We start from the raw sequence: 21,736 nt of genomic DNA on the forward strand, positions 1-21,736 counted from the left end.
GGGCGTTTTTTATTGCACATCCAGGCAATACCCCATGCCCCGGTGCGTGCTTATGTACTCGCGCCCCGGGTCCACCTCGCGCAGCTTGGCGCGCAGGGTCTTGATATGGGTGTCCACCGTGCGGTCGGTGCTCTCGCTGTCGTCGCCCCAGGCGGCGGCCAGCAGGGCGTCGCGCGAATGAATGCGGCCTGCGCCTCGCAACAGGTGGGACAGCAGGCGGTATTCGCGCCGGGTCAGCGGCAGGGCCTGGCCGCGCAGGCTGATGCGCTGGCCCGTCTCGTCGTCGTGGAACAGCGCGGCGGCCGTGGCGGCGGGCGCTGCCGGGTGGCCATTGCTGTTCCCGTTGCCCGCGCGGCGCAGCAGCGCCTTCACGCGTGCCGCCAACTCGCGCGGGCTGAAGGGCTTGGTCAGGTAGTCATCGGCGCCCAGCTCCAGTCCCAGCACGCGGTCGATCTCTTCGCCGTGGGCGCTGAGCATCAGCACGGGCAGGGCGGCCGTGGGCGCAGCGTTGCGCACGTCGCGCAGCAGGTCCAGTCCACTACCGTCGGGCAGGCCCACGTCCAGCACCAGCAGGTCAAAACGGGTGCGCTGCAGCTGCTGGCGGGCGTCGCGCACCAGCAGGCTGTGTGTCACCAGCAGCCCGTCGCGTTCCAGCGCATAGGCCACAGTGCGGGCAATGGCGGGGTCGTCTTCGAGCAGAAGGAGTTTGGCAGACATGCCTCAATCATCCCCGGTGCTGCGCACCCCGCGCAGACAACGCAACTGGCGCGGCGCAGGCCAGGGACGCCGAGCAAGGGCCGCCCCGCAGTGAGGGCGTCGTCCCCCTTGGGGGAAGGCGCCGCAGGCGACTCAGGGGGTATTCCATGTCAGCGTGCAACGAGGATGGGGAACAATTTGCCCAGCCCGTCAGCCATCACCTCCACGGCCAGGGCGGCCAGGATCAGGCCCATCAGCCGGGTCATCACATTGATGCCGGTCTTGCCCAGCACGCGTGCAATCGGGTCGGCCAGCGCAAAACACACGGCCGTGGCCAGCGCGATGACCACGCCGTAGCCCACCAACGCCGCGTGCTGCCAGAAGGTCTGTGCGCGGTCGGCATAAATCACCACCGTGGACATGCTGGCTGGGCCGGTGAGCAGCGGGATGGTGAGCGGCACCACGGCAATGCTGCTGCCCGCTGCTGCCTTCTCGGCCCCTTCTTCATACTCGTTGGTGCTGGGCTTGGCCTCAGCGGGCTGGGCGTTGAGCATGTTCATCGCGCTGATGAGCAGCAGCATTCCGCCGCCCACCTGAAAGCTCTGCAGCGAGATATTGAAGAAGTCCAGGATCTGCAGGCCCAGCAGCGCACAGGCCGCAATCACACAGAACACGCTGAAGCTGGCCACCTGGATGGTGCGTCGCCGCTGCGGGTACGAAAAGCCCTGCGTGTAGTGGATGAAAAACGGCACGATGGCCAGCGGGTTCACGATGGCCAGCAAGGTAATGAGCGGTTTGAGATCCATCAACGGCCTCCAGAGACTTCAAGCAATGACATGGTGGTGTAGGGCGACGCATCCGACATCAGCCACACGATGGCCGTGGCCACTTCTTCGGCCGTGCCGCCGCGCAACATGGGCACCTGGTGGGCCAGGTCGCGCACGCGGTCGGGCAGGCCGCCGCTGGCGTGGATGTCGGTTTCGATGAGGCCCGGGCGCACGGCGTTCACACGGATGCCTTCGGCGGCCACCTCGCGCGCCAGGCCCACGGTGAAGGTGTCGATGGCGCCCTTGGCCGCCGCGTAGTCCACATACTGGTGGGCCGAACCCAGGCGTGACGCGGCGCTGGAGACGTTGACGATGGCCCCGCCAGCGCCGCCATGGCGCGTGCTCATGCGGCGCACGGCCTCGCGGGCGCAGACAAAGCTGCCGATCACGTTGATATCGAACATACGGCGCAGGCGCGCCACGCTCATTTCGTCCACCCGCTGGGTGGTGTCCACCACGCCCGCGTTGTTCACCAGGGCGGTGATGCGCCCGAGTTGTGTATCCACGGTGGCAAACATGGCCAGCACCTGGGCCTCGTCGGCGACATCGGCCTGCACGGCCAGCGCGGTGCCGCCTGCGGCGCGGATCTGCTGCACCACTGCATCGGCGGCGGCCTGGTTGCCCTGGTAGTTCACCGCCACCGCCCAGCCCTGGCGCGCGGCCAGTTGGGCGGTGGCGGCGCCAATGCCTCGGCTGGCGCCGGTGATTAAGACGATCTTGTCCATGAAATCGGGGTCTCCTGCAAGAATGGCGCATTGGAACAGGTTCTCGGCACATCGGGCAGGGCCCGATGTGCCGGGAGCGCAACGCGTGAGCCCCTTTTTTTCTTCAAGGAGATGGCAGCATGGGACAGTTTGTGGATCTGACTTCCAGCGATGGGTTGGTGTTTCCGGCCTGGGTGGCCCAGCCCGATGCCGCACCGCTTGGCGCCGTGGTGGTGCTGCAGGAGATTTTTGGCGTGAACTCTCACATTCGCGCCGTGGCCGACCGCTTTGCGGCGCGTGGCTACCTGGCGGTGGCGCCTTCGACCTTCCACCGCGTGAAACCCGGCGTGGACCTGGGCTACACCGGCGACGACATGCAGGCTGGCATGGGCCTGAAAGCGGCGGTGGAGGCGCTGCCCGCCCCCGGCGTGATGCCCGACATCCAGGCCGCCATCGACTACGCCGCCGCGCAAAGCGGCCGCAAGGTGGGCATCGTGGGCTTTTGCTGGGGTGGGCTGCTCACTTGGCGCGCGGCCTGTACGCTTACCGGCCTGTCGGCCGCCGTGCCCTATTACGGTGGTGGCATGACCAGCCCTGACGAAGCTGCGCGTCAGCCGCGCGTGCCTGTGCTGGCCCACTTTGGCGAGCGCGATCACTGGATCCCCATGGACAGCGTGCAGGCCTTTGCCCGCGCACAGCCGGGGGCCGAGGTGCACATCTACGCCGCCGATCATGGCTTCAACTGCGACCAGCGCGGCAGCTACGACGAGCCTGCGGCCATGACGGCACGCGACCGCACCCTGGCGTTCTTCGACAAGCACCTCGCATGAATTGGAATCCCCCCCTGAGTCGCTGCGCGCCTTCCCCCAAGGGGGACGACGCCGTCGCTGCGGGGCGGCCCTTGCTTGGCGTCTCTGGCGGGGGCGCGCCCATTGCAGGCGCCAGGGCGCAGCGATGAACTGCTCAATGTTTGGAGGCCGCCATGGCGAGTTCGACGTGTATCCAGGGTTTGAGGCGAATTTGGCCGCTACCGCTTGCCTGTAAATCGATGGTGGCTATTGTTTTAATAGCATGTGGATTTCAGACCCAAGCGGCCGACTACACCGGCCCCCTGTTCGACGCGCACCTGCACTACAACGAGGAAGCGTGGGACGGCAAAACCGGCCCCCACCCGCCCGCCGATGTGTTGGCGCGCATGAAGGCCAGCGGCGTGCGCGCCATCGTTGCCAATTCGCGGCCCAACGCGGGTTCGCTCACACTGGCGGGCCTGCCGCAGACGCGTGAGGCGGGTGTCACCGTCGTGCCCTTTGTGCGGTTGTACCGCAACCGGGCGGACTACACCGGCTGGTTTGCCGACGAGAGCATCTACACCATGGTGCAGACCGAGCTGGCGCGCGGCACGGCGGCCGGGCCCTACCGGGGCATTGGCGAGTTCCACCTGTACGACAGCGCCAATGCCGACGGCCCGGTAGCCAAAAAGCTCATGGTCCTGGCCGAAGAGCGTGACTTGGTGGTGCTGGCCCATGTGGACGATGTGGCCATCGACCTGCTGATGGCCCACACGCCCACCAAGGGCCAGAAGCTCCGCCTGATCTGGGCCCACACCGGCATCGGCGGTGCGCCCGTGGAGCGGGTGGATGCGCTGATGGCGCGCTACCCCGGCCTGGTGGGCGAACTCTCGTACCGCCCGGGCCTGGTCTGCGACGACAACCAGCTGTGCCCCGCCTGGCGTGCGCTGCTGCTCAAGTACCCCACACGCTTCGTGATCGGCTCGGACACCTGGGTCAACCAGCGCTGGCAGCACTACGAAAGCCTGATGCAGGGCTACCGCCAGTGGCTGGGTGGATTGCCTACCGATGTGGCGCGCAAGGTGGCGTGGGACAACGGGGCGGGGTTGTTCGGCGTCCCGGCGCCGCGCTGATCTTGCGACCCCAGGTCCCCGCCCGATCGCACCCCGTGCTACCGGCTGATACGCCCGCGTGATGGCCCAGCCTCCGGTGCACGCGGCGGTGGTGGCGGGAACCACAGGGTGAACACCGTCGGATGGCCTGGGGCGCTGCGCACGTAGACCAAGCCTCCATGCAATTCCATGGTGCTTTTTACGATGGCCAGCCCCAGGCCAACGCCGGGTGCTTCTTCGTTGCTCGGACTTTCAACCCGGTATGCGCGTTCAAAAATCCTGGCCTGGTGCTTGAGGGCGATGGGTTCGCCCTCGTTGGAGACCGAAATATGGCAGCCGCCATTTGATGCCACCGATCCTGAGAGCACAACCGTGCTGTCTGGGCGGGCGTGGCGAATGGCATTGGTCAGCAGGTTGCCGGTGGCGCGGGTGAGCAGGGTATCGTCAGCCCAGACATGGGCGCTCTGGTCTACCTGGAGCGCCAGCTCCAAACCCCGCTCCTGGGCGAGCAGTTCGAAGAAGGCTGCGATGGCCCCCAGCCGTTGCTCCAGCGGGATGAAGGTGGCATGAACGGCGCTTTGCTGGCTCTCGGCGCGCGCGAGGAACAGGATGTTCTCGATCATCCGCCCCATGCGCTCATACGTTGGCACAGCCGACTCGATCACCGCACGGTATTCCTCCGCACTGCGGGGGCGGTCCAGCGTCACCTGGGCAACCATCAGGAGGCGGTGGATGGGAGTGCGCAGATCGTGCGCAATGTCGGACGACACACCCGACAGGCGGGTGAAGGAATCCTCCAGCCGGTCGAGCATGTGGTTGAACGCCCGGGCCACAGGTTCCAGCTCGGCAATGTTGTTCTCGGGTGCCAGCCGTTCGTGCAAGGCATGGGCGCTGATGCGGTTGGCCGTGTTGGCCAGGCGGCGGGCCGAGGACAGGATGAGCCTGGCAGTGCACCATGCGAAGAGGCTCGCGGCCAGCGCGCCGACGCCCAGCGTGATGGCAAACACACGCCATGAGCGCAGGGCAAAGGCATGGCCCCGCGCGTGCAAATCCTCTGCAGGGATATGGACCATGCCTCCGTTGCTGGCGATCAGCGGCAGGAGGTCGTTGAAATCCTGGCCCAGCAGGTAGATCACCATCCAGAAGCTGGCCGTGATCAACAGCAGGGTGATCAAAGAAATCGCCAGCGCGATCTTCAGGGGCAGAGAGCGCCGCAGAACGGACCGCGCCTTAGGCGTTGTGCCGGGGCTCAAGGACATAGCCGACACCCCTCACGGTGTGAATGAGTTTTTCGGCGAAGGGCTCGTCGATCTTGGCCCGCAGTCGGCGCACCGCCACATCGACCACATTGGTGTCGCTGTCAAAGTGCATGTCCCACACGTTCTGCGCAATCAGGGTCCGCGATACGACCTGGCCGGCATGGCGGGCCAGATAGTCCAGTAGCACGAACTCCTGGGTGGTGAGGTCAATGCGCAGCGTGCCTCGCCTGACGCGTCGGCGCGCGGTATCGACTTCCAGCTCGCCCACGCGCAGCACGCCCTCTGGTGCGGACATGGGTGCACGGCGGCGCGCGACCACCTGGATGCGTGCCAGCAGTTCGGAAAATGCAAAGGGCTTGACCATGTAGTCGTCGGCACCCAGCAGGAGCCCCTTGACGCGGTCTTCGACCTCGTCGCGGCCCGATATGAAAAACACCGGTGTCTGTTGCTGTGTGCGAATGCCCTGCAGCACATCCCAGCCACTGGCGCCGGGCAGCCCCACGTCGAGCAGGATGAGGTCGTAGTGCCCTGAGGTGGCCAGGTGCAGGCCCTCCACCCCGTCGAACGCCGTGTCTACAACATGGCCATGCTCGGTCAAGCCCTTGTACAGGTAAGCAGCGGTTGATCGTTCGTCTTCAATGGAAAGCAAGCGCATGTGACGAGATCCCAGCGGTTTCTCAAGGGACAAAAAAAGGTGGAGTGCAGACGGATGGAGGGAAGCTGCGGATTGACTTTGGTGGATTGTTGAAGGTGCGTGTGGATTTGAGAAGCTTGCTGGATCGAAATGCACTGTTGCGAATTCACGAACAGTCGTGAGAGCTTGTGTGCGGTCTCGCGGGAGGATTGGTCTGGAGCGTGACCATGATCCTCGCGGATGCTTCGGGTGCGCCGTTTGCGCTAGGGATCCTCTGCACGAATCGAGCGGCAAGTGGGCGCTGCGGATCGGGATGGGCTGCAAGGCGCAAAACGCAGCAATAGCCGCAGCTATTGCGAGTATTTGCAACGCCGCAGACCGCCCGAGACCGCAGCTGCACACGGCGCGGTGATTTGTGCAGAGGGTCCCTAGCCCTTGTGCAATCAGCGGTTGTGTCCGATCCCCCGAGTTCGCGGCAACCTTTCGGGCCGTGGTGTTTGCGGCTGGTCTCTGCTGTTGCAGCGGTTTTTGCACGTCCAGGCTATCTATTGCACACCGTGTCTGGCGTTCCCATCCCGCCAAACCGCTGCGCGCCTCCCGGGGATCGCCAACAGCCTTTCAATTCGGAGGGAATGTGGCACCTGTGAAACGGCGTTGTCCCAAACCGAGGGGGGGGCGCATGCGTGTCCCCCGTGGTTGCGCTCTGCGGTCTGTGGGCACGAGGGTGCAGTGCCTACGCTTGCACCATGTCCTGCCAACAAGGCGTGGGACATGACTCCGATTGAACCCACTTAACAAGGATGACCATGAAAAAATTCGCCACATTGGCTGTGCTTGCAGCCATCAGCGCAACCTCTTATGCACAATCGTCTGTCACGCTGTTTGGCGTGGCCGACGTGGCGGTTCAGGTGGGCCGCGGCAGTGAGACGAACCGGACCAGCGTGGGCAGCGGTGGTCTGGCTTCCAACCGCCTCGGTTTCCGAGGTATTGAAGATCTTGGTGGTGGCATGAAGGCTGGCTTCTGGCTGGAAGCCGGTTACAACCTGGACGACGGTACTGGCGTCGGCAACACCTTCAACTTCAACCGTCGCTCGACCATCAGCCTGATGGATGACCTCTGGGGCGAAGTTCGCCTGGGCCGTGATTTCACTGCGACCTACAACAACATCTATGACGCATTCGGCGACAACGGCGTCGGCGCTCTTCTGAAGACGACTTCGCTGGGCAGCAACTACGGCTATGCCATGCAGACGCGCACCAGCAATTCCGTGTCGTACTTCACGCCCAGGAATCTGGGTGGGTTCTTTGGCCAGGTGCAGTACTACCGTGGCGAGGCTGCCAACGGCTCCAACGACGGTAACGGCTATGGCCTGCGCGCTGGCTACGAAAACGGCCCCCTCAATGTGGGCGTGAGCTACGGCTCGGTGTCCAGCCTTGGTGCGTATGGCGACGTGACGAATGCCAACATCGGAGGTTCTTACGATTTCGGTGTGGCCAAGCTGCTGGTTGAAGCTGGGCAGGATGAGTCCAAGGCCCGCGACGAGAAGGCTCGCCACTACATGATCGGCGCAACGGCTCCCGTGGGCAGCGTTGGCCTGGTTCGCGCTTCGTGGTCCCGCGTCAGCGTTCAGGACACCAATGTGCAGGCGAACAAGTTTGCCGTGGGGTACGTGCACAACCTGTCCAAGCGCACCGCTCTGTACACCACCTTTGCGTACCTGAAGAACAAGAACGGCGCGGCGCTTGCACTGAACGGTGCGAAGACCAGTGCGGGTGACAACTCCAAGGGCCTGGACATCGGCCTGCGCCACACGTTCTAAGACCCCAGGCGGTCTTCCTCTTGCCCATTGCGATGGGCAATTGTCTCCAAGGTAAACGATTGGCCCGCATCCCCCAGGGGATGCGGGCTTTTTTGCATGGGTTGCGGGCAGGCCAGGCGGTTCATTACAGAGATGTCATGTACGCGCAATCCCGCTGTCAGGCGTGCGTTTCTATTCTTCAAACCTGTCCAAAGCAGGGGGTGTTTGCCAGTTTGCGTGCCAAAAGCCGCTCAGGTGTGCCACCCCCGCAACACATATTGAAGAGAGCCGAGCATGCGCAGACAAGACATTCAATTGCTGAACCTGGCCCGCCAGGGCGATCCCGCCGCCCGTAGCAAAGCGGGCCGGCGTTATTTGGTGGGGGGCGATGGCTTCCCGCGCCATGTGGCCACGGGGATCGAGTACCTCTCACACCCCAGCGTCCGTGAGCTGCCCGAAACCGCGTGTGCCATTGCAGAAAGTTTGCCGCTGCAGGATCTGCTCGAACTGAAGCAGGAAGATGCGTTGCACAAGGCCGCCGCTGCAGGCAGCCCGCTGGCGCAGTTCAAGCTGGGCGTGTGGATGGCGTTGACGCGCAGCTCCGTCACGGCGGGGCAGTCGTGGCTGGAGACCGCCGCCGCAGCCGGGCACGTCGAGGCCTGCCAGGTCATTGCGGCCGTGGAGGGCGCGCGCTCGGACCGCGCCCTGGAGGCGATGGTGGAATCGATCCAATCCAGCGCCGCAGTGGACGTGGTGCAGGTCGCGGTGATCGCTGCGCGCCAAGCGCGTGAAGAAGGGGGACTGGACCTGCTGGTCGATTGCCTGCGGGTGGCGCTGATGGTGGCGCCGCGCTTGACACACGCCCTGTCGGATCTGGTCGTGGCGGCGGTCTTGTGGGCCGAGCGCGAGAAACACTCCTTGCGCGGGCTGGCACCTGACCAGATTGAGGCCAGCCTGGAGCTGGCTGTCGTACGCGGGGATCGGGACGCTGCGTGCCTGCTGGGCCGTGCGCGTTGCGGAATTGACAGCGGCACGCTGGCGCCAGCGCGGCTGGCCACGTCGCTGAACCTGCGCAAAGGCGTGGCCTTGTTGTTGCGCGCTGCTGACGCGGGCCGGGACGATGCATGGCTTGCCCTGTACGCGACGCATGCAGACCACCGCTCGTCGGTATCCAACCCGCAGATGGCCCGCTTCTTCCTGGAGAAAGCGGCAATGGCCGGGCAGTCCGAGGCGCAGCGCAAGCTGGGGGCTTTGATACTGCGCGCGTCGAACTCGGTGGTGGAGTCGGAGCAGGCCATTGCGTGGCTGCATGCCGCTGCCAACCAGGGCGATGCGCACGCGCAGCGCCTGTTGGGCTCACTGGTACTGCCGCTGCAGGGGAGTGAATCCGTGGCGCGCGAGGCGATTGAGCAAGTGCGTCAAGCCGATCCCTGGCTGGCCGTGCGGCTGACGCTGGCGCGCGACTTCGGTTTGACCAAGCTGGAGGCCTTGAGTGTCGACCCTGTCGAGGGCCGTCGGCCCTGGGGGTTGCTGGTGGGGCAAAACCCGTTTATCGCGCAGGCCCGTTTGTCCGCACCGCGTGCCGTGCCGGCATTGACGCCCCTGGCGCTGCAGAACCTGGCGCGCGCGGCAGCATTGTTCGAACAATCGCGCGGTGACGGCAATGCCTTTGAGGGGGATCTGCGCCGCCGCTCGGTGCGCCAGCGGCGGGTATTTGAACGCCTCCATTTGTCCGAAGACCTCTTTTTTGCTACCGCTTCCTCGCGCAGGCTGGAGGCCTTCCGTCTGGGGCCGAAATGGGCTTTTCGCGCACGACAACCACTGGCCCTGGCGTTGGCGGGTTGACGGCTGCGTGGACTCTGGTGCGAAGAACGTCTGGCTGGGAGAGCTTCGTCAGCTGAGTGCCCTCGCGAGCACGGTCACCTCGTCCTCGCCAGATACCGCTTGCGCCAGAACAGCATCACCAGCGACAGGGCGATGAAGACCATCGAGCCCAACGCCCACCAGAACCCATCGGCCTTGTGGATGAGCGGCAAGAACTCGAAGTTCATGCCGAAGATGCCCGCTATCAGATTGAGCGGCAGGAACACGGCGGTGAGCGCCGTGAGCGTGCGCATGATGTCGTTGGTGCGGTTGCTCTGCACGCTGAAATGCATCTGCACGGCGGTTTCGGTGCTCTGCTCCAGCCGCCGCACGTGGTGCACCACGCGCTCGATGTGCTCCAGCACGTCGCGGCTGCGCACCTTGAGCAGGTCCAGCTCGCGCAGGCCAGCCGGGGTGTCGGGCAAGGCCCAGGTTTCCAGCGCATCGATCCAGTCCTGCACGGCGGTGCGCTGGTCTTCGCAGATCTCGTCGAGCTTGTGCAGGGCCAGCCGTGCTTCCAGCAGCGAACTCCAGTTCACATACCGCGCCCGGGGCTTGAGCAGCTCGTTTTGCCAGTGGTCGAGCTGGCGCGTGAGTTCGCGGCGCAGGTCCAGATAGCGGTCCACCATCATGTTCACCACGCGCAGCATCAGGTCGGCCGGGCTGGCGGGCACACGGGCGCCGGGCACGGGGCTGCTGCGGCCTTCGGTGCCGTTGCTGGTGGGTAGCGATGCCAGCAGACGGGCCGCATAGGCGTCGCGCACTGCGCAGTCTGCGGGGTGTACGGTCAGCAGCAGCTGGTCGAACACCGCAAACCCCACCGGGCTGGTGTCGATGCGGCGCAGCACCGGTGGGCCGCTGCGTTTGAGTGGGCTGGCGGGGCTATCACCTTCCACGGGCGAGTCGACGGTGTCGCCCTGCGCGGTGGCCAGGCGGCGAAACACCAGCAGGTCATATTGCGAGGTGTAGTCGTAGTGCGAGGGCAGCTGCGCGTTGAGCAGGTCGGACACGTGCAGGTCCACCAGCTGCAGCCCCACCAGGGTTTGCAGGCGCGCCTGAATCTCGGCCAGCCGCGCCTGGAAGGCGGGGCGCCCGCAGGCGATCCAGACAAAACCCTGGGCGGGCATCTGAGCGGGCAACGCGGTCAGCTCCTGCACGCCGCCGTTGTGGATGTGGAAGATGCGCATGACCCCGGTTTTGAATGAAAAGTGCCTCTAGCGCTTGTCCATAAAGCGCTAGTAGCTATTATTTTGTTAGCAAACGAGCCGCGTCGCGCGCAAAGTAGGTCAGCACGCCATCGGCACCGGCGCGCTTGAAGGCCAGCAGGCTTTCCATCATCACGGCGTCGTGGTCCAGCCAGCCATTGGCGGCAGCGGCCTTGATCATGGCGTACTCGCCGCTGACCTGGTAGGCGAAGGTGGGCACCTTGAACTCGTCCTTCACGCGCCGCACGATGTCCAGGTACGGCATGCCGGGCTTGACCATCACCATGTCCGCGCCTTCGGCGATGTCGATGGCCACCTCGCGCAGGGCTTCGTCGCTGTTGCCGGGGTCCATCTGGTAAACATTCTTGTCGGCCTTGCCCAGGGCGCCACGTGTGCCCACGGCGTCGCGAAAGGGACCGTAGAAGGCGCTGGCGTACTTGGCGCTGTAGGCCATGATGCGGGTGTGGATATGGCCCTGCACCTCCAGCGCCTCGCGGATGGCGCCGATGCGCCCGTCCATCATGTCGCTTGGCGCGACGATGTCCACACCCGCCTCGGCGTGCGTGAGCGCCTGGCCGGTGAGGATCTCCACCGTCTCGTCATTGATGATGTAGCCGGTCTCGTCCAGCACGCCGTCCTGGCCGTGGCTGGTGTACGGGTCCAGTGCCACGTCGGTCATCACGCCCAAGCCGGGGAATTCTTTCTTCAGCGCCCGCACCACGCGCGGGATCAGGCCGTCGGGGTTCAGGGCCTCTTTACCGTCGGGCGTCTTGAGCGACGGGTCGATCGCCGGGAACAGCGCCAGAACCGGAATGCCCAGCTTCACGCAGTCTTCGGCCACGGGCAGCAACAGGTCCAGGCTCAGGCGGTCCACGCCGGGCATGGAGGTCACGGCCTCGCGGCGCTGGCTGCCTTCATGCACAAACACGGGGTAGATCAGGTCGTGCGGCGTCACAGCGTTTTCGCGCACCAGGTTGCGGGTAAAAGCATCGCGGCGCAGGCGGCGCGGGCGGTTCTGGGGGAAGGGGGCGGGGCTTTGGAGGTGCATCGCGAGATTATCTCCCTGAGCCGCTGCGCGGCTCCCTCGGGGGACGCACCCCCTGGACCGGCGAAGCCGGATCCACGGATGCACTGGCATGGGGCGCGCCGGTTTCAAACACCATTGCGACGCCTTCTCACCTTGGAAATGCCGCTTGTAACACCCGATGCCCGGTGCTAAATTGGCGCCGGGCGGCTTGCCGCCCCCCGCTTTCCCTCCCTGAGCGGGGCCTCGGGTTGCAGCGATGCAAAACAGGCTTTCCCGGCCCGGCGGATTTGCCGGGCTTTTTTTTGGTGCGGCCTCGGGTGGCCCGCACAGGCCCTTAAACTGCCCCCATGCTCTGGGTCAAAGCCTTTCACATCGTCTTCGTGGCCAGCTGGTTTGCGGGCCTTTTCTATCTGCCGCGCATCTTCGTCAATCTGGCGATGGTGGCGCCGGGCTCAGCCGCCGAGCGCGACCGCCTGCTGCTCATGGCACGCAAGCTTTTTCGCTTTACCACGCTGCTGGCCGTGCCTGCGCTGGCGCTGGGCCTGTGGCTGTGGATGGGTTACGGCATCGGCTGGGGCCCCGGCAATGGCTGGATGCACGCCAAGCTTGCGGTGGTGCTGCTGGTGATCGGCTACCACCACGCCTGCAGCGTGGTGCTGCGCAAGCTGGCCGACGGCACCAGCCGCAGGAGCCATGTGTGGTTCCGCTGGTTCAACGAGGCTCCAGTGCTGATGCTGGTGGCCGCCGTGGTGCTGGTGGTGGTCAAGCCGTTCTAGGCCCGCACGCAGGTGCCCAAGACCTCCGCCTGGCCTCTCGCGCTGATCTATACAGCGCTCATCGTCTTTGCCAGCCTGTTCCCGTTTGACGGCTGGCGCGCCCAGGGCATTGACCCCCTGGTCTTCCTGCTGGCGCCGCTGCCCCCGCCGTACTGGACGGGTTTTGACATCGCCACCAATGTGGTGGGGTATGCCCCGCTGGGTTTTCTGCTGGTGCTGGCCATGCTGCGCTCGGGCTGGGGGCGGGGCGCGGTGCTGCTGGCCACGCTGGTGGGCATGCTGCTGTCACTGGCCATGGAGTTCCTGCAGATCTACCTGCCCCGGCGTGTGCCCTCCAATCTGGACTTGCTGCTCAACGCGGCGGGCACCCTGGCGGGGGCGCTGAGCGCCGCGCTGCTGGAGCGCCTGGGCGCCATCGACCGCTGGAGCGATTTCAAGGGCCGCTGGTTTGTGCAGGACGCCAGCGGCGCCATCGTGCTGCTGGCGCTGTGGCCGCTGGCGCTGCTGTTCCCGGCGGCGGTGCCGTTCGGGCTGGGGCAGGTGCTGGAGCGGCTGGAAGCGGCGCTCATCGAGGTGCTGGCCGACACCCCGTTTCTGGACTGGCTGCCGCTGCGCGAGGCTGCGCTCGACCCGCTCTCGCCCAGTGGGGAGCTGCTGTGTGTGACGCTGGGCCTGCTGGCCCCGTGCCTGCTGGGCTACTGCGTGATCCGCCATGTGGGGCGGCGGGCGCTGTTTGCCCTGGGTGTGGTGGCCGTGGGCGTCACGCTCACCGCGCTGTCGGCCGCCCTGAGCTGGGGCCCCGTGCATGCCTGGGAATGGATGGGCCTGCCCACGCGGGTGGGAGTGTGGGGCGCGCTGGCGCTGGCGGTACTGCTGCTGGCCTTGCCCCGGCGTGCCTGCGCTGCCGTGCTGCTGGTGGCCCTGGTCTGGCACCTGGCGCTGCTCAACCAGGCGCCCACCAGCGCCTACTTTGCGCAGACGCTGCAGATCTGGGAGCAGGGCCGGTTCATCCGCTTTTACGGCCTGGGCCAGTGGCTGGGGTGGCTGTGGCCCTACGCTACGTTGATCTACGTGGTGTTTCGGGTGTCGCGCAAGGAAGGCTCCTCCTGAGTCGCATTCAGCGCCGCGACGGCGTCATGGACGCGTGGATTCGTAAAATGCAGCCATGAGCGACACCACCCCCGCACCGGCCGCAGTGCCCGGCTACTACCAGCGCCACATCTTCTTCTGCCTGAACGAACGCACCAACGGTGAGGACAGCTGCGCCCACCACAACGCCCAGGCGGGTTTTGACCGCTGCAAGGCCCAGGTCAAGGCGGCAGGCCTGGCGGGGGCCGGCAAGGTGCGCGTGAACAAGGCCGGCTGCCTGGACCGCTGCGCGGCGGGCCCCGTCGCGGTGGTCTACCCCGAGGGCACCTGGTACACCTATGTGGACGCGGCCGACATCGACGAGATCGTCGAATCGCACCTGAAAAACGGCCAGGTGGTGGAGCGCCTGGTCACACCGGCGGAACTTGGCCGCTGAATACGCCTCCATCCGTCTCGTTGTTTTTTCTTGAATGATTTTGGCTGCTAGCGCTTGTCCATCAGGCGCTAGCAGCTATTAAATTGGTAGTAAACCCGTGAATGCCCAGACCGAACGCCTGACCCTGTCCGGCCCCGCAGGCGCCATCGAGGCCGTGCGTGACGCTGCCGCGCTGGCCGACGGTGCTGCTGCGCCCCGTGGCGTGGCCATCATTGCCCACCCCCATCCGCTGTTTGGCGGCACCATGGACAACAAGGTGGTGCAGACGCTGGCGCGCGCCTTTGTGCAGTGTGGCTGGACAGCCGTGCGTTTCAATTTTCGCGGCGTGGGCGGCACCGAAGGCGTGTACGACGAAGGCCAGGGCGAGCTGCAGGACCTGCTGGCAGTGGTGGAGCAGGTGGCGCCCGTTGCCGCTGGTCAGCGGATTGCGCTGGCGGGATTCTCGTTTGGCGCATTTGTCACCAGCCATGCGCTGGCCGCCCTCTGGCCGCAGGGTCGCGTGGACCAGGCAGTGCTGGTGGGCACGGCAGCCAGCCGTTTTGCCGTTGCCCCGGTGCCGCCCGATGCCCATCTGCGCACCCTGGTCGTGCACGGCGAGCACGACGACACTGTGCCGCTGGCCGCTGTGATGGACTGGGCGCGGCCCCAGATACTGCCTGTCACAGTCATTCCCGCAGGGGGGCATTTCTTTCACGGACAATTGCCGCTTCTGAAAAATCTGGTGGTGCGCCACCTGCAATCGCGAGGCTGAGCCACCCCAGCCTGCGTCTGACTTTGGGTTGGCTTCAACCCGCCCCTCCTGGTCGCCTCCCAGCAGTTTCTGCTGTTTCTTTTTCCTCTTTTCCGAGCCCTTCCAGCCCCTTATTGCCCATGAAACGAATCCTGTCCGCGCTGCGATCCCTGGCCGTCTTTGCCGCCGTGGCCCCTGCCGCTTTCGGCGCCTATGCCCAGGCGCCCCAGCCTCCTGAAATTGCCGCGCGCACTTATATGCTGGTGGACGTCACGGCCAACCAGGTGCTGGCCGCCAAGGACATTGACGCGCCGGTGGAGCAGGCTTCGCTCACCAAACTCATGACGGGCTACCTGGTGTTTGACGCGCTGCGCGCCAAGAAGATAACCCTGGACCAAAAGCTGCCCGTGAGCGTGCGCGCCTGGAAGATGCCCGGCTCGCGCATGTTCATCGACCCCAAGATGCAGGTGCCGGTGGAAGACCTCATCAAGGGCATGATCGTCCAGTCCGGCAACGATGCCACGGTAGCGCTGGCCGAGGGCGTTGGCGGCACGTACGAAAACTTCGTCAAGCTCATGAACGACCAGGCCAAGGCCCTGGGCATGAGCGGCACCAGCTACAAGAACCCCGAAGGCCTGACCGAGCCCGGCCACCTCACCACGGCGCGCGACCTGTCCGTTCTCGCCACGCGCCTGATGAAGGATTTCCCGGAGTACATGCACTACTACTCCACCAAGCAGTACAGCTACCCCGGCACGCCTGCATCGAACGGCAGCAATCGCAATTCCCTGCTGTTCCGCGATCCGACCGTGGACGGCCTCAAGACCGGCCACACCGCAGCCGCAGGCTACTGCCTGGTGGCCACGTCCAAGCGTGAATTCCCAGGCGTGGGCCAGCGCCGCCTGCTGTCTATCGTGCTCGGTGCTGCCAGCGAAAATGCGCGCGCCAACGAAAGCCAGAAGCTGCTGAACTGGGGCTATACCGCGTTTGAAGCCGTCAAGCTGTTTGACGCCGGCAAGCCCGTCGCCACGCCCGCCGTCTGGAAGGGCACGGAAAACACCCTCAAGATCGGTCGTGATGAGGCCATCGTGGTCACCGTGCCCGCAGGCAGTGCAGGCAAGATCACCACCCAGATTGCGCGCCCCGACCCGCTGGTTGCTCCGTTCACCAAGGGGCAGTCTGTGGGCTCCCTGAAGGTACTCTTGGGCGAACAGGCTGTGGCGGAAGTGCCGCTGGTCGCGCTGGAAGGCGTGGAACAGGCAGGCATCCTGGGCCGTGCATGGGATGCCATCCGGCTCTGGATAAAGTAGCTGGAACATCCTCCTCCGGCGCTACCGCGTCTTCACCCCTTTCCGAATGGCTGCGCCATTCAGAAAGGGGGGGGCACCGCCAGCGCGGCGGTTCTGGCTTGGCCGCGCGCTTTCGGCAGCTGTTGGTCTCCATCTTGAGCCTGGGTTTTCAAGGAAAACCGCGTAGCGCTTGCCCGTTCAGGGCCTTGCTGCTACATTAGAAGGCTTTTCGGAAATTCCGAAGGGTTTCACGTTTTCGTTTTTTACGTTTAGGGACGTATTCATGCCAACCATCAATCAACTAGTCCGTCAGGGGCGCGAGGTCGAAAAGATCAAGTCCAAGAGCCCTGCGATGGAAAACTCTCCCCAGCGCCGCGGCGTGTGCACCCGTGTGTACACCACGACGCCTAAGAAGCCTAACTCCGCTCTGCGTAAGGTTGCCAAGGTGCGCCTGACCAACGGTTTTGAGGTCATTTCCTACATCGGCGGTGAAGGCCACAACCTGCAAGAACACAGCGTCGTGCTGGTTCGCGGCGGTCGTGTCAAGGACTTGCCCGGTGTGCGTTACCACATCGTGCGTGGTTCGCTCGACTTGCAAGGCGTGAAAGACCGCAAGCAGTCGCGCTCCAAGTACGGTGCCAAGAAGCCCAAGGCAAAGTAAGTCCTGCGCTTTTGCACAAGAATTTTCGGTGCTGTATCCCGCGTGGCGCGGTGAGGCAGCGTAGTGGCCCCAAACGCAGGTGTTCTGCGCGGGTCGAGTAAGTGGGAGTCCTTGATTGGCTCTCGCGGTGTCTGAAAAGATGCCAACTGAAGCAAAGATAGAGGTAAAAAATGCCACGTCGTCGCGAAGTCCCCAAACGTGAAATCCTGCCGGATCCCAAGTTCGGCAATGTAGAGCTGTCCAAATTCATGAACGTGATCATGGAAGGCGGCAAAAAGGCGGTTGCAGAGCGCATCATTTATGGCGCTCTGGAACTGATCGAGAAGAAGCACCCTGACAAGGACCCGCTGGAAGCCTTCACTGTTGCCATCAACAACGTGAAGCCCATGGTCGAAGTGAAGTCCCGCCGCGTGGGCGGTGCCAACTACCAGGTGCCTGTGGAAGTGCGCCCTGTCCGTCGTCTGGCTCTGTCCATGCGCTGGATCAAGGAAGCCGCCCGCAAGCGCGGTGAGAAGTCGATGGCCCAACGCCTGGCCAACGAACTGCTGGAAGCCACCGAAGGCCGTGGCGGCGCCATGAAGAAGCGTGACGAAGTGCACCGCATGGCCGAAGCCAACAAGGCATTCAGCCACTTCCGCTTCTAAATCGACGAACTGCCCTCGTCGCCAAGCGCAAGGCTGCCGGCAATTTTGCCTGCAGCCTTGTGGCGATTGAGGTGGTCACAAAATTGACGGGTCGCAGCGCCACAATGCTGGGCCCTTCCCCTGAATAACACGACCCATCCAAGGATCCACCATGGCTCGCAAGACTCCCATCGAGCGCTACCGCAATATCGGTATCTCGGCCCACATTGACGCTGGCAAGACCACGACCACCGAACGTATCCTGTTCTACACGGGCGTGAGCCACAAGATTGGCGAAGTGCACGACGGCGCTGCCACCATGGACTGGATGGAGCAGGAACAAGAGCGCGGCATCACGATCACCTCGGCTGCCACGACCTGCTTCTGGAAGGGCATGGATAACTCCTACGAGGAGCATCGCTTCAACATCATCGACACCCCTGGTCACGTGGACTTCACGATCGAAGTGGAACGTTCGATGCGCGTGCTCGACGGCGCCTGCATGGTGTACTGCGCCGTGGGTGGCGTGCAGCCCCAGTCGGAAACCGTCTGGCGCCAAGCCAACAAGTACAAGGTGCCTCGCCTGGCCTTCGTGAACAAGATGGACCGTACCGGTGCCAACTTCTTCAAGGTCTACGAGCAGATGAAGCTGCGCCTGAAGGCCAACCCTGTGCCAGTGGTGATCCCAATCGGCGCCGAAGACAAGTTCACCGGCGTGGTCGATCTGCTGAAGATGAAGGCCATTCTGTGGGATGAAGCCTCGCAGGGCATGAAGTTCACCTACGAAGAAATTCCAGCCGACCTGGTCGCATCCGCCAAGGAATGGCGCGAGAAGATGGTGGAAGCCGCTGCCGAAGCCTCCGAAGAGCTGATGAACAAGTACCTGGAAGAGGGCGACCTCTCCGAAGCTGAAATCAAGTTCGGCCTGCGTACGCGCACCATCGCCACGGAAATCCACCCGATGCTGTGCGGCACCGCGTTCAAGAACAAGGGTGTGCAGCGCATGCTGGACGCCGTGATCGACTACCTGCCAGCACCGACGGACATCCCTGACGTGACGGGTACCGATGAAGACGAAAACCCCGTCACCCGCAAGGCGGACGACAGCGAGAAGTTCTCGGCCCTGGCATTCAAGCTGATGACCGACCCGTTCGTGGGCCAGCTGACCTTCGTGCGTGTGTACTCCGGCGTTCTGAGCAAGGGCGATACCGTCTACAACCCCATCAAGGGCAAGAAGGAACGTATCGGCCGTATCGTGCAGATGCACGCCAACGAGCGCCAGGAAGTCGAAGAAATCCGTGCCGGCGACATCGCTGCCTGCGTGGGCCTGAAGGACGTGACGACCGGTGAAACGCTGAGCGACATCGACTCCCAGATCATTCTGGAGCGCATGGTGTTCCCTGAGCCTGTGATCACCCAGGCCGTGGAACCCAAGACCAAGGCCGACCAGGAAAAGATGGGCATCGCACTGCAGCGCCTGGCTGCAGAAGATCCATCCTTCCGCGTGAAGACCGACGAAGAATCGGGCCAGACGCTGATCGCCGGCATGGGCGAGCTGCATCTGGAAATCATCGTGGACCGCATGAAGCGCGAGTTCGGCGTGGAAGCCAACGTGGGCAAGCCCCAGGTTGCTTACCGCGAAACCATCCGCAAGACGGTGGAAGAAGCCGAAGGCAAGTTCGTGCGTCAGTCCGGCGGTAAGGGCCAGTACGGCCACGTCGTGCTCAAGATCGAACCTAACGAAGCCGGCAAGGGCATCGAGTTCGTCGACGCGATCAAGGGCGGTGTGGTTCCTCGCGAATTCATCCCGGCCGTGGAAAAGGGTATCAACGAAGCCGTCACGCAAGGCGTGCTGGCCGGCTACCCCGTGGTGGACGTCAAGGTCACGCTGCACTTCGGTTCGTACCACGATGTGGACTCGAACGAACTGGCGTTCAAGATGGCTGCCATCTTCGGCTTCAAGGAAGGCTGCCGCAAGGCCGGTCCGGTCATTCTGGAGCCTATGATGGCCGTGGAAGTTGAAACGCCGGAAGACTACGCTGGTACCGTGATGGGTGACCTGTCCTCCCGCCGTGGCATGGTCCAGGGCATGGACGACATCCCGGGCGGTGGCAAGGCCATCCGCGCTGAAGTGCCGCTGTCCGAAATGTTCGGCTACTCGACCTCGCTGCGCTCCGCGACGCAAGGCCGCGCCACGTACTCGATGGAATTCAAGCACTACAGCGAAGCACCGCGCAACGTGTCTGAAGCCATCATGGCTGCACGCGCCAAGTAAGCGCGTCGAGTGAAAGGTCTGCCCTGGGCAGGCCTTTCCTCTTTGTTTTTGAGTCAAATTGGCTGCTAGCGCTTGTCTATAAAGCGCTGGCAGCTATTAAAACAGTAGCAAAATTCTTGCAATCTGCGATCCGGTGCCGTCCTGTTGCCCTGTGCGGGACGAACCAGCAATCGGGTGCAGACGTTAAACCCCAACACAGGCATTGCTCTTTGGAGATTCAAAATGGCAAAAGGTAAATTCGAACGGACCAAGCCTCACGTCAACGTGGGCACAATCGGCCACGTGGACCATGGCAAGACGACGCTGACGGCAGCCATCGCTACCGTGCTGTCCGCCAAGTTCGGCGGTGAAGCCAAGGCATACGACCAGATCGACGCAGCGCCCGAAGAAAAGGCCCGCGGTATCACGATCAACACCGCCCACGTGGAATACGAAACGGCCAACCGCCACTACGCTCACGTGGACTGCCCTGGCCACGCCGACTATGTGAAGAACATGATCACCGGCGCAGCCCAGATGGACGGCGCTATCCTGGTTTGTTCCGCTGCTGACGGCCCAATGCCCCAGACCCGCGAGCACATCCTGCTGGCTCGCCAAGTGGGCGTGCCTTACATCATCGTGTTCCTGAACAAGTGCGACATGGTGGACGACGAAGAACTGCTCGAACTCGTCGAAATGGAAGTGCGCGAACTCCTGGACAAGTACGACTTCCCAGGCGACGACACCCCCATCATCCGTGGTTCCGCCAAGCTCGCCCTGGAAGGCGACAAGGGCAAGCTGGGTGAAGAAGCCATCATGAAGCTGGCCGAAGCGCTGGACACCTACATCCCCACGCCAGAGCGCGCTGTGGACGGTGCCTTCCTGATGCCCGTGGAAGATGTGTTCTCCATCTCCGGCCGTGGCACCGTGGTGACCGGTCGCGTTGAGCGCGGCATCATCAAGGTCGGCGAAGAAATCGAAATCGTCGGTATCCGCGACACGCAAAAGACCATCTGCACCGGCGTGGAAATGTTCCGCAAGCTGCTGGACCAAGGTCAAGCTGGCGACAACGTCGGCCTGCTGCTGCGCGGCACCAAGCGCGAAGACGTGGAGCGCGGCCAAGTGCTGTGCAAGCCCGGCTCGATCAAGCCCCACACCCACTTCACCGCTGAAGTGTATGTTCTGAGCAAGGACGAAGGCGGCCGTCACACGCCCTTCTTCAACAACTACCGCCCTCAGTTCTACTTCCGCACGACCGACGTGACCGGCGCCATCGAGCTGCCAGCCGACAAGGAAATGGTCATGCCTGGTGACAACGTGTCGATCACTGTGAAGCTGATCAACCCCATCGCCATGGAAGAAGGTCTGCGCTTCGCTATCCGCGAAGGCGGCCGTACCGTGGGCGCTGGCGTCGTGGCCAAGATCATTGCTTAATTCATAAGCAGAACAAGGAACTTGCCATGTCCAAGCAAAAAATCCGCATCCGCCTGAAGGCGTTTGACTACAAGCTGATCGACCAGTCCGCTGCCGAGATCGTTGATACCGCCAAGCGCACCGGCGCTATCGTCAAGGGTCCCGTGCCCCTGCCGACACGCATGAAGCGTTTCGACATCCTGCGCTCGCCGCACGTCAACAAGACCAGCCGCGACCAGCTCGAAATCCGCACGCACCAGCGTCTGATGGACATCGTGGACCCAACGGACAAGACCGTTGACGCCCTGATGAAGCTCGACCTGCCTGCTGGCGTGGACGTCGAAATCAAGCTGCAGTGATGTAGCAACGGCCGTTGTGAGGTGGGTCCGCCCGCCTTGCAGTGTCTGAAATAACGCGAACTTGCTTGAAAAAGCAGTTCGCGTTATACTTTAGGGCTTCGCTCAATTTGCGCCTGTTAAAAGGTGTGCATTGGCGGAGTTTTATTAACCTTCTTTCATACACGCGGGCGAGAGCTTGCGAAAACGCTGCAG

21 protein-coding genes are annotated in these 21,736 nt (G+C 63.9%); 14 read left to right on the forward strand and 7 right to left on the reverse strand.

The genetic code is table 11. The features are described 5' to 3' along the window. Positions 1 to 9: 9 nt before the first annotated feature. From EXV95_RS18180 to EXV95_RS18190, 3 genes are all read right to left on the reverse strand, one after another. A complete protein-coding gene (locus EXV95_RS18180) occupies positions 10 to 717 on the reverse strand; it encodes a winged helix-turn-helix domain-containing protein (protein ID WP_176887937.1) in 708 nt (235 codons plus the stop codon). A gap of 149 nt (positions 718 to 866) precedes the next feature. Beyond that, positions 867 to 1,502 carry a MarC family protein gene (locus EXV95_RS18185; protein ID WP_055402029.1) on the reverse strand — a complete coding sequence of 212 codons (636 nt, stop codon included), beginning with the start codon at positions 1,500 to 1,502 and terminating at the stop codon, positions 867 to 869. Then, complete coding sequence (locus tag EXV95_RS18190; RefSeq protein WP_176887938.1) at positions 1,502 to 2,248, reverse strand: SDR family oxidoreductase; 747 nt, start codon at positions 2,246 to 2,248, stop codon at positions 1,502 to 1,504. The genes EXV95_RS18185 and EXV95_RS18190 overlap by 1 nt, the downstream gene beginning before the upstream one ends. A gap of 119 nt (positions 2,249 to 2,367) precedes the next feature. On the opposite strand from EXV95_RS18190, the gene EXV95_RS18195 reads away from it, so the two are divergent. Together EXV95_RS18195 and EXV95_RS18200 are read left to right on the forward strand one after the other, a co-directional pair. Next, complete coding sequence (locus tag EXV95_RS18195) at positions 2,368 to 3,057, forward strand: dienelactone hydrolase family protein (protein ID WP_176887939.1); 690 nt, start codon at positions 2,368 to 2,370, stop codon at positions 3,055 to 3,057. 218 nt (positions 3,058 to 3,275) lie between these two features. Continuing rightward, a complete protein-coding gene (locus tag EXV95_RS18200) occupies positions 3,276 to 4,148 on the forward strand; it encodes an amidohydrolase family protein (protein ID WP_176887940.1) in 873 nt (290 codons plus the stop codon). Positions 4,149 to 4,186: 38 nt separating this feature from the next. On the opposite strand, the gene EXV95_RS18205 is transcribed toward EXV95_RS18200, so the two are convergent. Together EXV95_RS18205 and EXV95_RS18210 are read right to left on the reverse strand one after the other, a co-directional pair. Next, a complete protein-coding gene (locus tag EXV95_RS18205) occupies positions 4,187 to 5,386 on the reverse strand; it encodes a heavy metal sensor histidine kinase (protein WP_176887941.1) in 1,200 nt (399 codons plus the stop codon). Then, the gene (locus EXV95_RS18210; protein WP_176887942.1) at positions 5,358 to 6,041 is read right to left on the reverse strand and encodes a heavy metal response regulator transcription factor; all 684 of its coding nucleotides are present in this window, start codon (positions 6,039 to 6,041) and stop codon (positions 5,358 to 5,360) included. The genes EXV95_RS18205 and EXV95_RS18210 overlap by 29 nt, the downstream gene beginning before the upstream one ends. Before the next feature lie 785 nt (positions 6,042 to 6,826). Here EXV95_RS18210 and EXV95_RS18215 point away from each other — a divergent pair. Both EXV95_RS18215 and EXV95_RS18220 read left to right on the forward strand, forming a co-directional pair. After that, positions 6,827 to 7,840 carry a porin gene (locus tag EXV95_RS18215; protein WP_176887943.1) on the forward strand — a complete coding sequence of 338 codons (1,014 nt, stop codon included), beginning with the start codon at positions 6,827 to 6,829 and terminating at the stop codon, positions 7,838 to 7,840. A gap of 273 nt (positions 7,841 to 8,113) precedes the next feature. After that, the gene (locus tag EXV95_RS18220; RefSeq protein WP_176887944.1) at positions 8,114 to 9,664 is read left to right on the forward strand and encodes a tetratricopeptide repeat protein; all 1,551 of its coding nucleotides are present in this window, start codon (positions 8,114 to 8,116) and stop codon (positions 9,662 to 9,664) included. A gap of 74 nt (positions 9,665 to 9,738) precedes the next feature. Here the strand turns inward: EXV95_RS18220 and EXV95_RS18225 are convergent, their stop codons facing one another. Both EXV95_RS18225 and hemB read right to left on the reverse strand, forming a co-directional pair. Then, the gene (locus EXV95_RS18225; RefSeq protein WP_121421994.1) at positions 9,739 to 10,869 is read right to left on the reverse strand and encodes a magnesium transporter CorA family protein; all 1,131 of its coding nucleotides are present in this window, start codon (positions 10,867 to 10,869) and stop codon (positions 9,739 to 9,741) included. A gap of 58 nt (positions 10,870 to 10,927) precedes the next feature. Next, on the reverse strand, positions 10,928 to 11,935 hold the full coding sequence (gene hemB, locus EXV95_RS18230; protein ID WP_121421995.1) for a porphobilinogen synthase: 1,008 nt from the start codon (positions 11,933 to 11,935) through the stop codon (positions 10,928 to 10,930). A 326-nt stretch (positions 11,936 to 12,261) separates the two neighbouring features. Between hemB and EXV95_RS18235 the strand changes: the two genes are divergently transcribed. From EXV95_RS18235 to rpsJ, 10 genes are all read left to right on the forward strand, one after another. Next, positions 12,262 to 12,690 carry a CopD family protein gene (locus tag EXV95_RS18235; protein WP_176887945.1) on the forward strand — a complete coding sequence of 143 codons (429 nt, stop codon included), beginning with the start codon at positions 12,262 to 12,264 and terminating at the stop codon, positions 12,688 to 12,690. 12 nt (positions 12,691 to 12,702) lie between these two features. Then, a complete protein-coding gene (locus EXV95_RS18240) occupies positions 12,703 to 13,800 on the forward strand; it encodes a VanZ family protein (RefSeq protein ID WP_176887946.1) in 1,098 nt (365 codons plus the stop codon). 55 nt (positions 13,801 to 13,855) lie between these two features. Continuing rightward, entirely contained in the window at positions 13,856 to 14,215 is a 360-nt protein-coding gene (locus EXV95_RS18245; protein ID WP_121507828.1) for a ferredoxin, read from the forward strand. Between the two features lie 97 nt (positions 14,216 to 14,312). After that, positions 14,313 to 14,966: an alpha/beta hydrolase gene (locus EXV95_RS18250; protein ID WP_121507827.1), complete on the forward strand. Its 654-nt coding sequence runs from the start codon at positions 14,313 to 14,315 to the stop codon at positions 14,964 to 14,966. Between the two features lie 119 nt (positions 14,967 to 15,085). Beyond that, positions 15,086 to 16,255, forward strand: coding sequence for a D-alanyl-D-alanine carboxypeptidase family protein (locus tag EXV95_RS18255; protein WP_176887947.1), 1,170 nt, complete (start codon positions 15,086 to 15,088; stop codon positions 16,253 to 16,255). A gap of 262 nt (positions 16,256 to 16,517) precedes the next feature. After that, complete coding sequence (gene rpsL, locus EXV95_RS18260; protein WP_007851137.1) at positions 16,518 to 16,895, forward strand: 30S ribosomal protein S12; 378 nt, start codon at positions 16,518 to 16,520, stop codon at positions 16,893 to 16,895. 170 nt (positions 16,896 to 17,065) lie between these two features. Next, positions 17,066 to 17,539 carry a 30S ribosomal protein S7 gene (rpsG, locus tag EXV95_RS18265; protein ID WP_005798541.1) on the forward strand — a complete coding sequence of 158 codons (474 nt, stop codon included), beginning with the start codon at positions 17,066 to 17,068 and terminating at the stop codon, positions 17,537 to 17,539. A gap of 151 nt (positions 17,540 to 17,690) precedes the next feature. Next, on the forward strand, positions 17,691 to 19,793 hold the full coding sequence (gene fusA, locus EXV95_RS18270) for an elongation factor G (RefSeq protein ID WP_055401687.1): 2,103 nt from the start codon (positions 17,691 to 17,693) through the stop codon (positions 19,791 to 19,793). A gap of 222 nt (positions 19,794 to 20,015) precedes the next feature. Beyond that, the gene (gene tuf / locus EXV95_RS18275; protein WP_056642984.1) at positions 20,016 to 21,206 is read left to right on the forward strand and encodes an elongation factor Tu; all 1,191 of its coding nucleotides are present in this window, start codon (positions 20,016 to 20,018) and stop codon (positions 21,204 to 21,206) included. A gap of 26 nt (positions 21,207 to 21,232) precedes the next feature. After that, entirely contained in the window at positions 21,233 to 21,544 is a 312-nt protein-coding gene (gene rpsJ / locus EXV95_RS18280) for a 30S ribosomal protein S10 (RefSeq protein ID WP_005796953.1), read from the forward strand. Positions 21,545 to 21,736 lie beyond the last annotated feature (192 nt).

The sequence above is a fragment of the Acidovorax sp. JMULE5 genome (genome assembly GCF_013376875.1).
Lineage (GTDB): Bacteria > Pseudomonadota > Gammaproteobacteria > Burkholderiales > Burkholderiaceae_C > Acidovorax > Acidovorax facilis.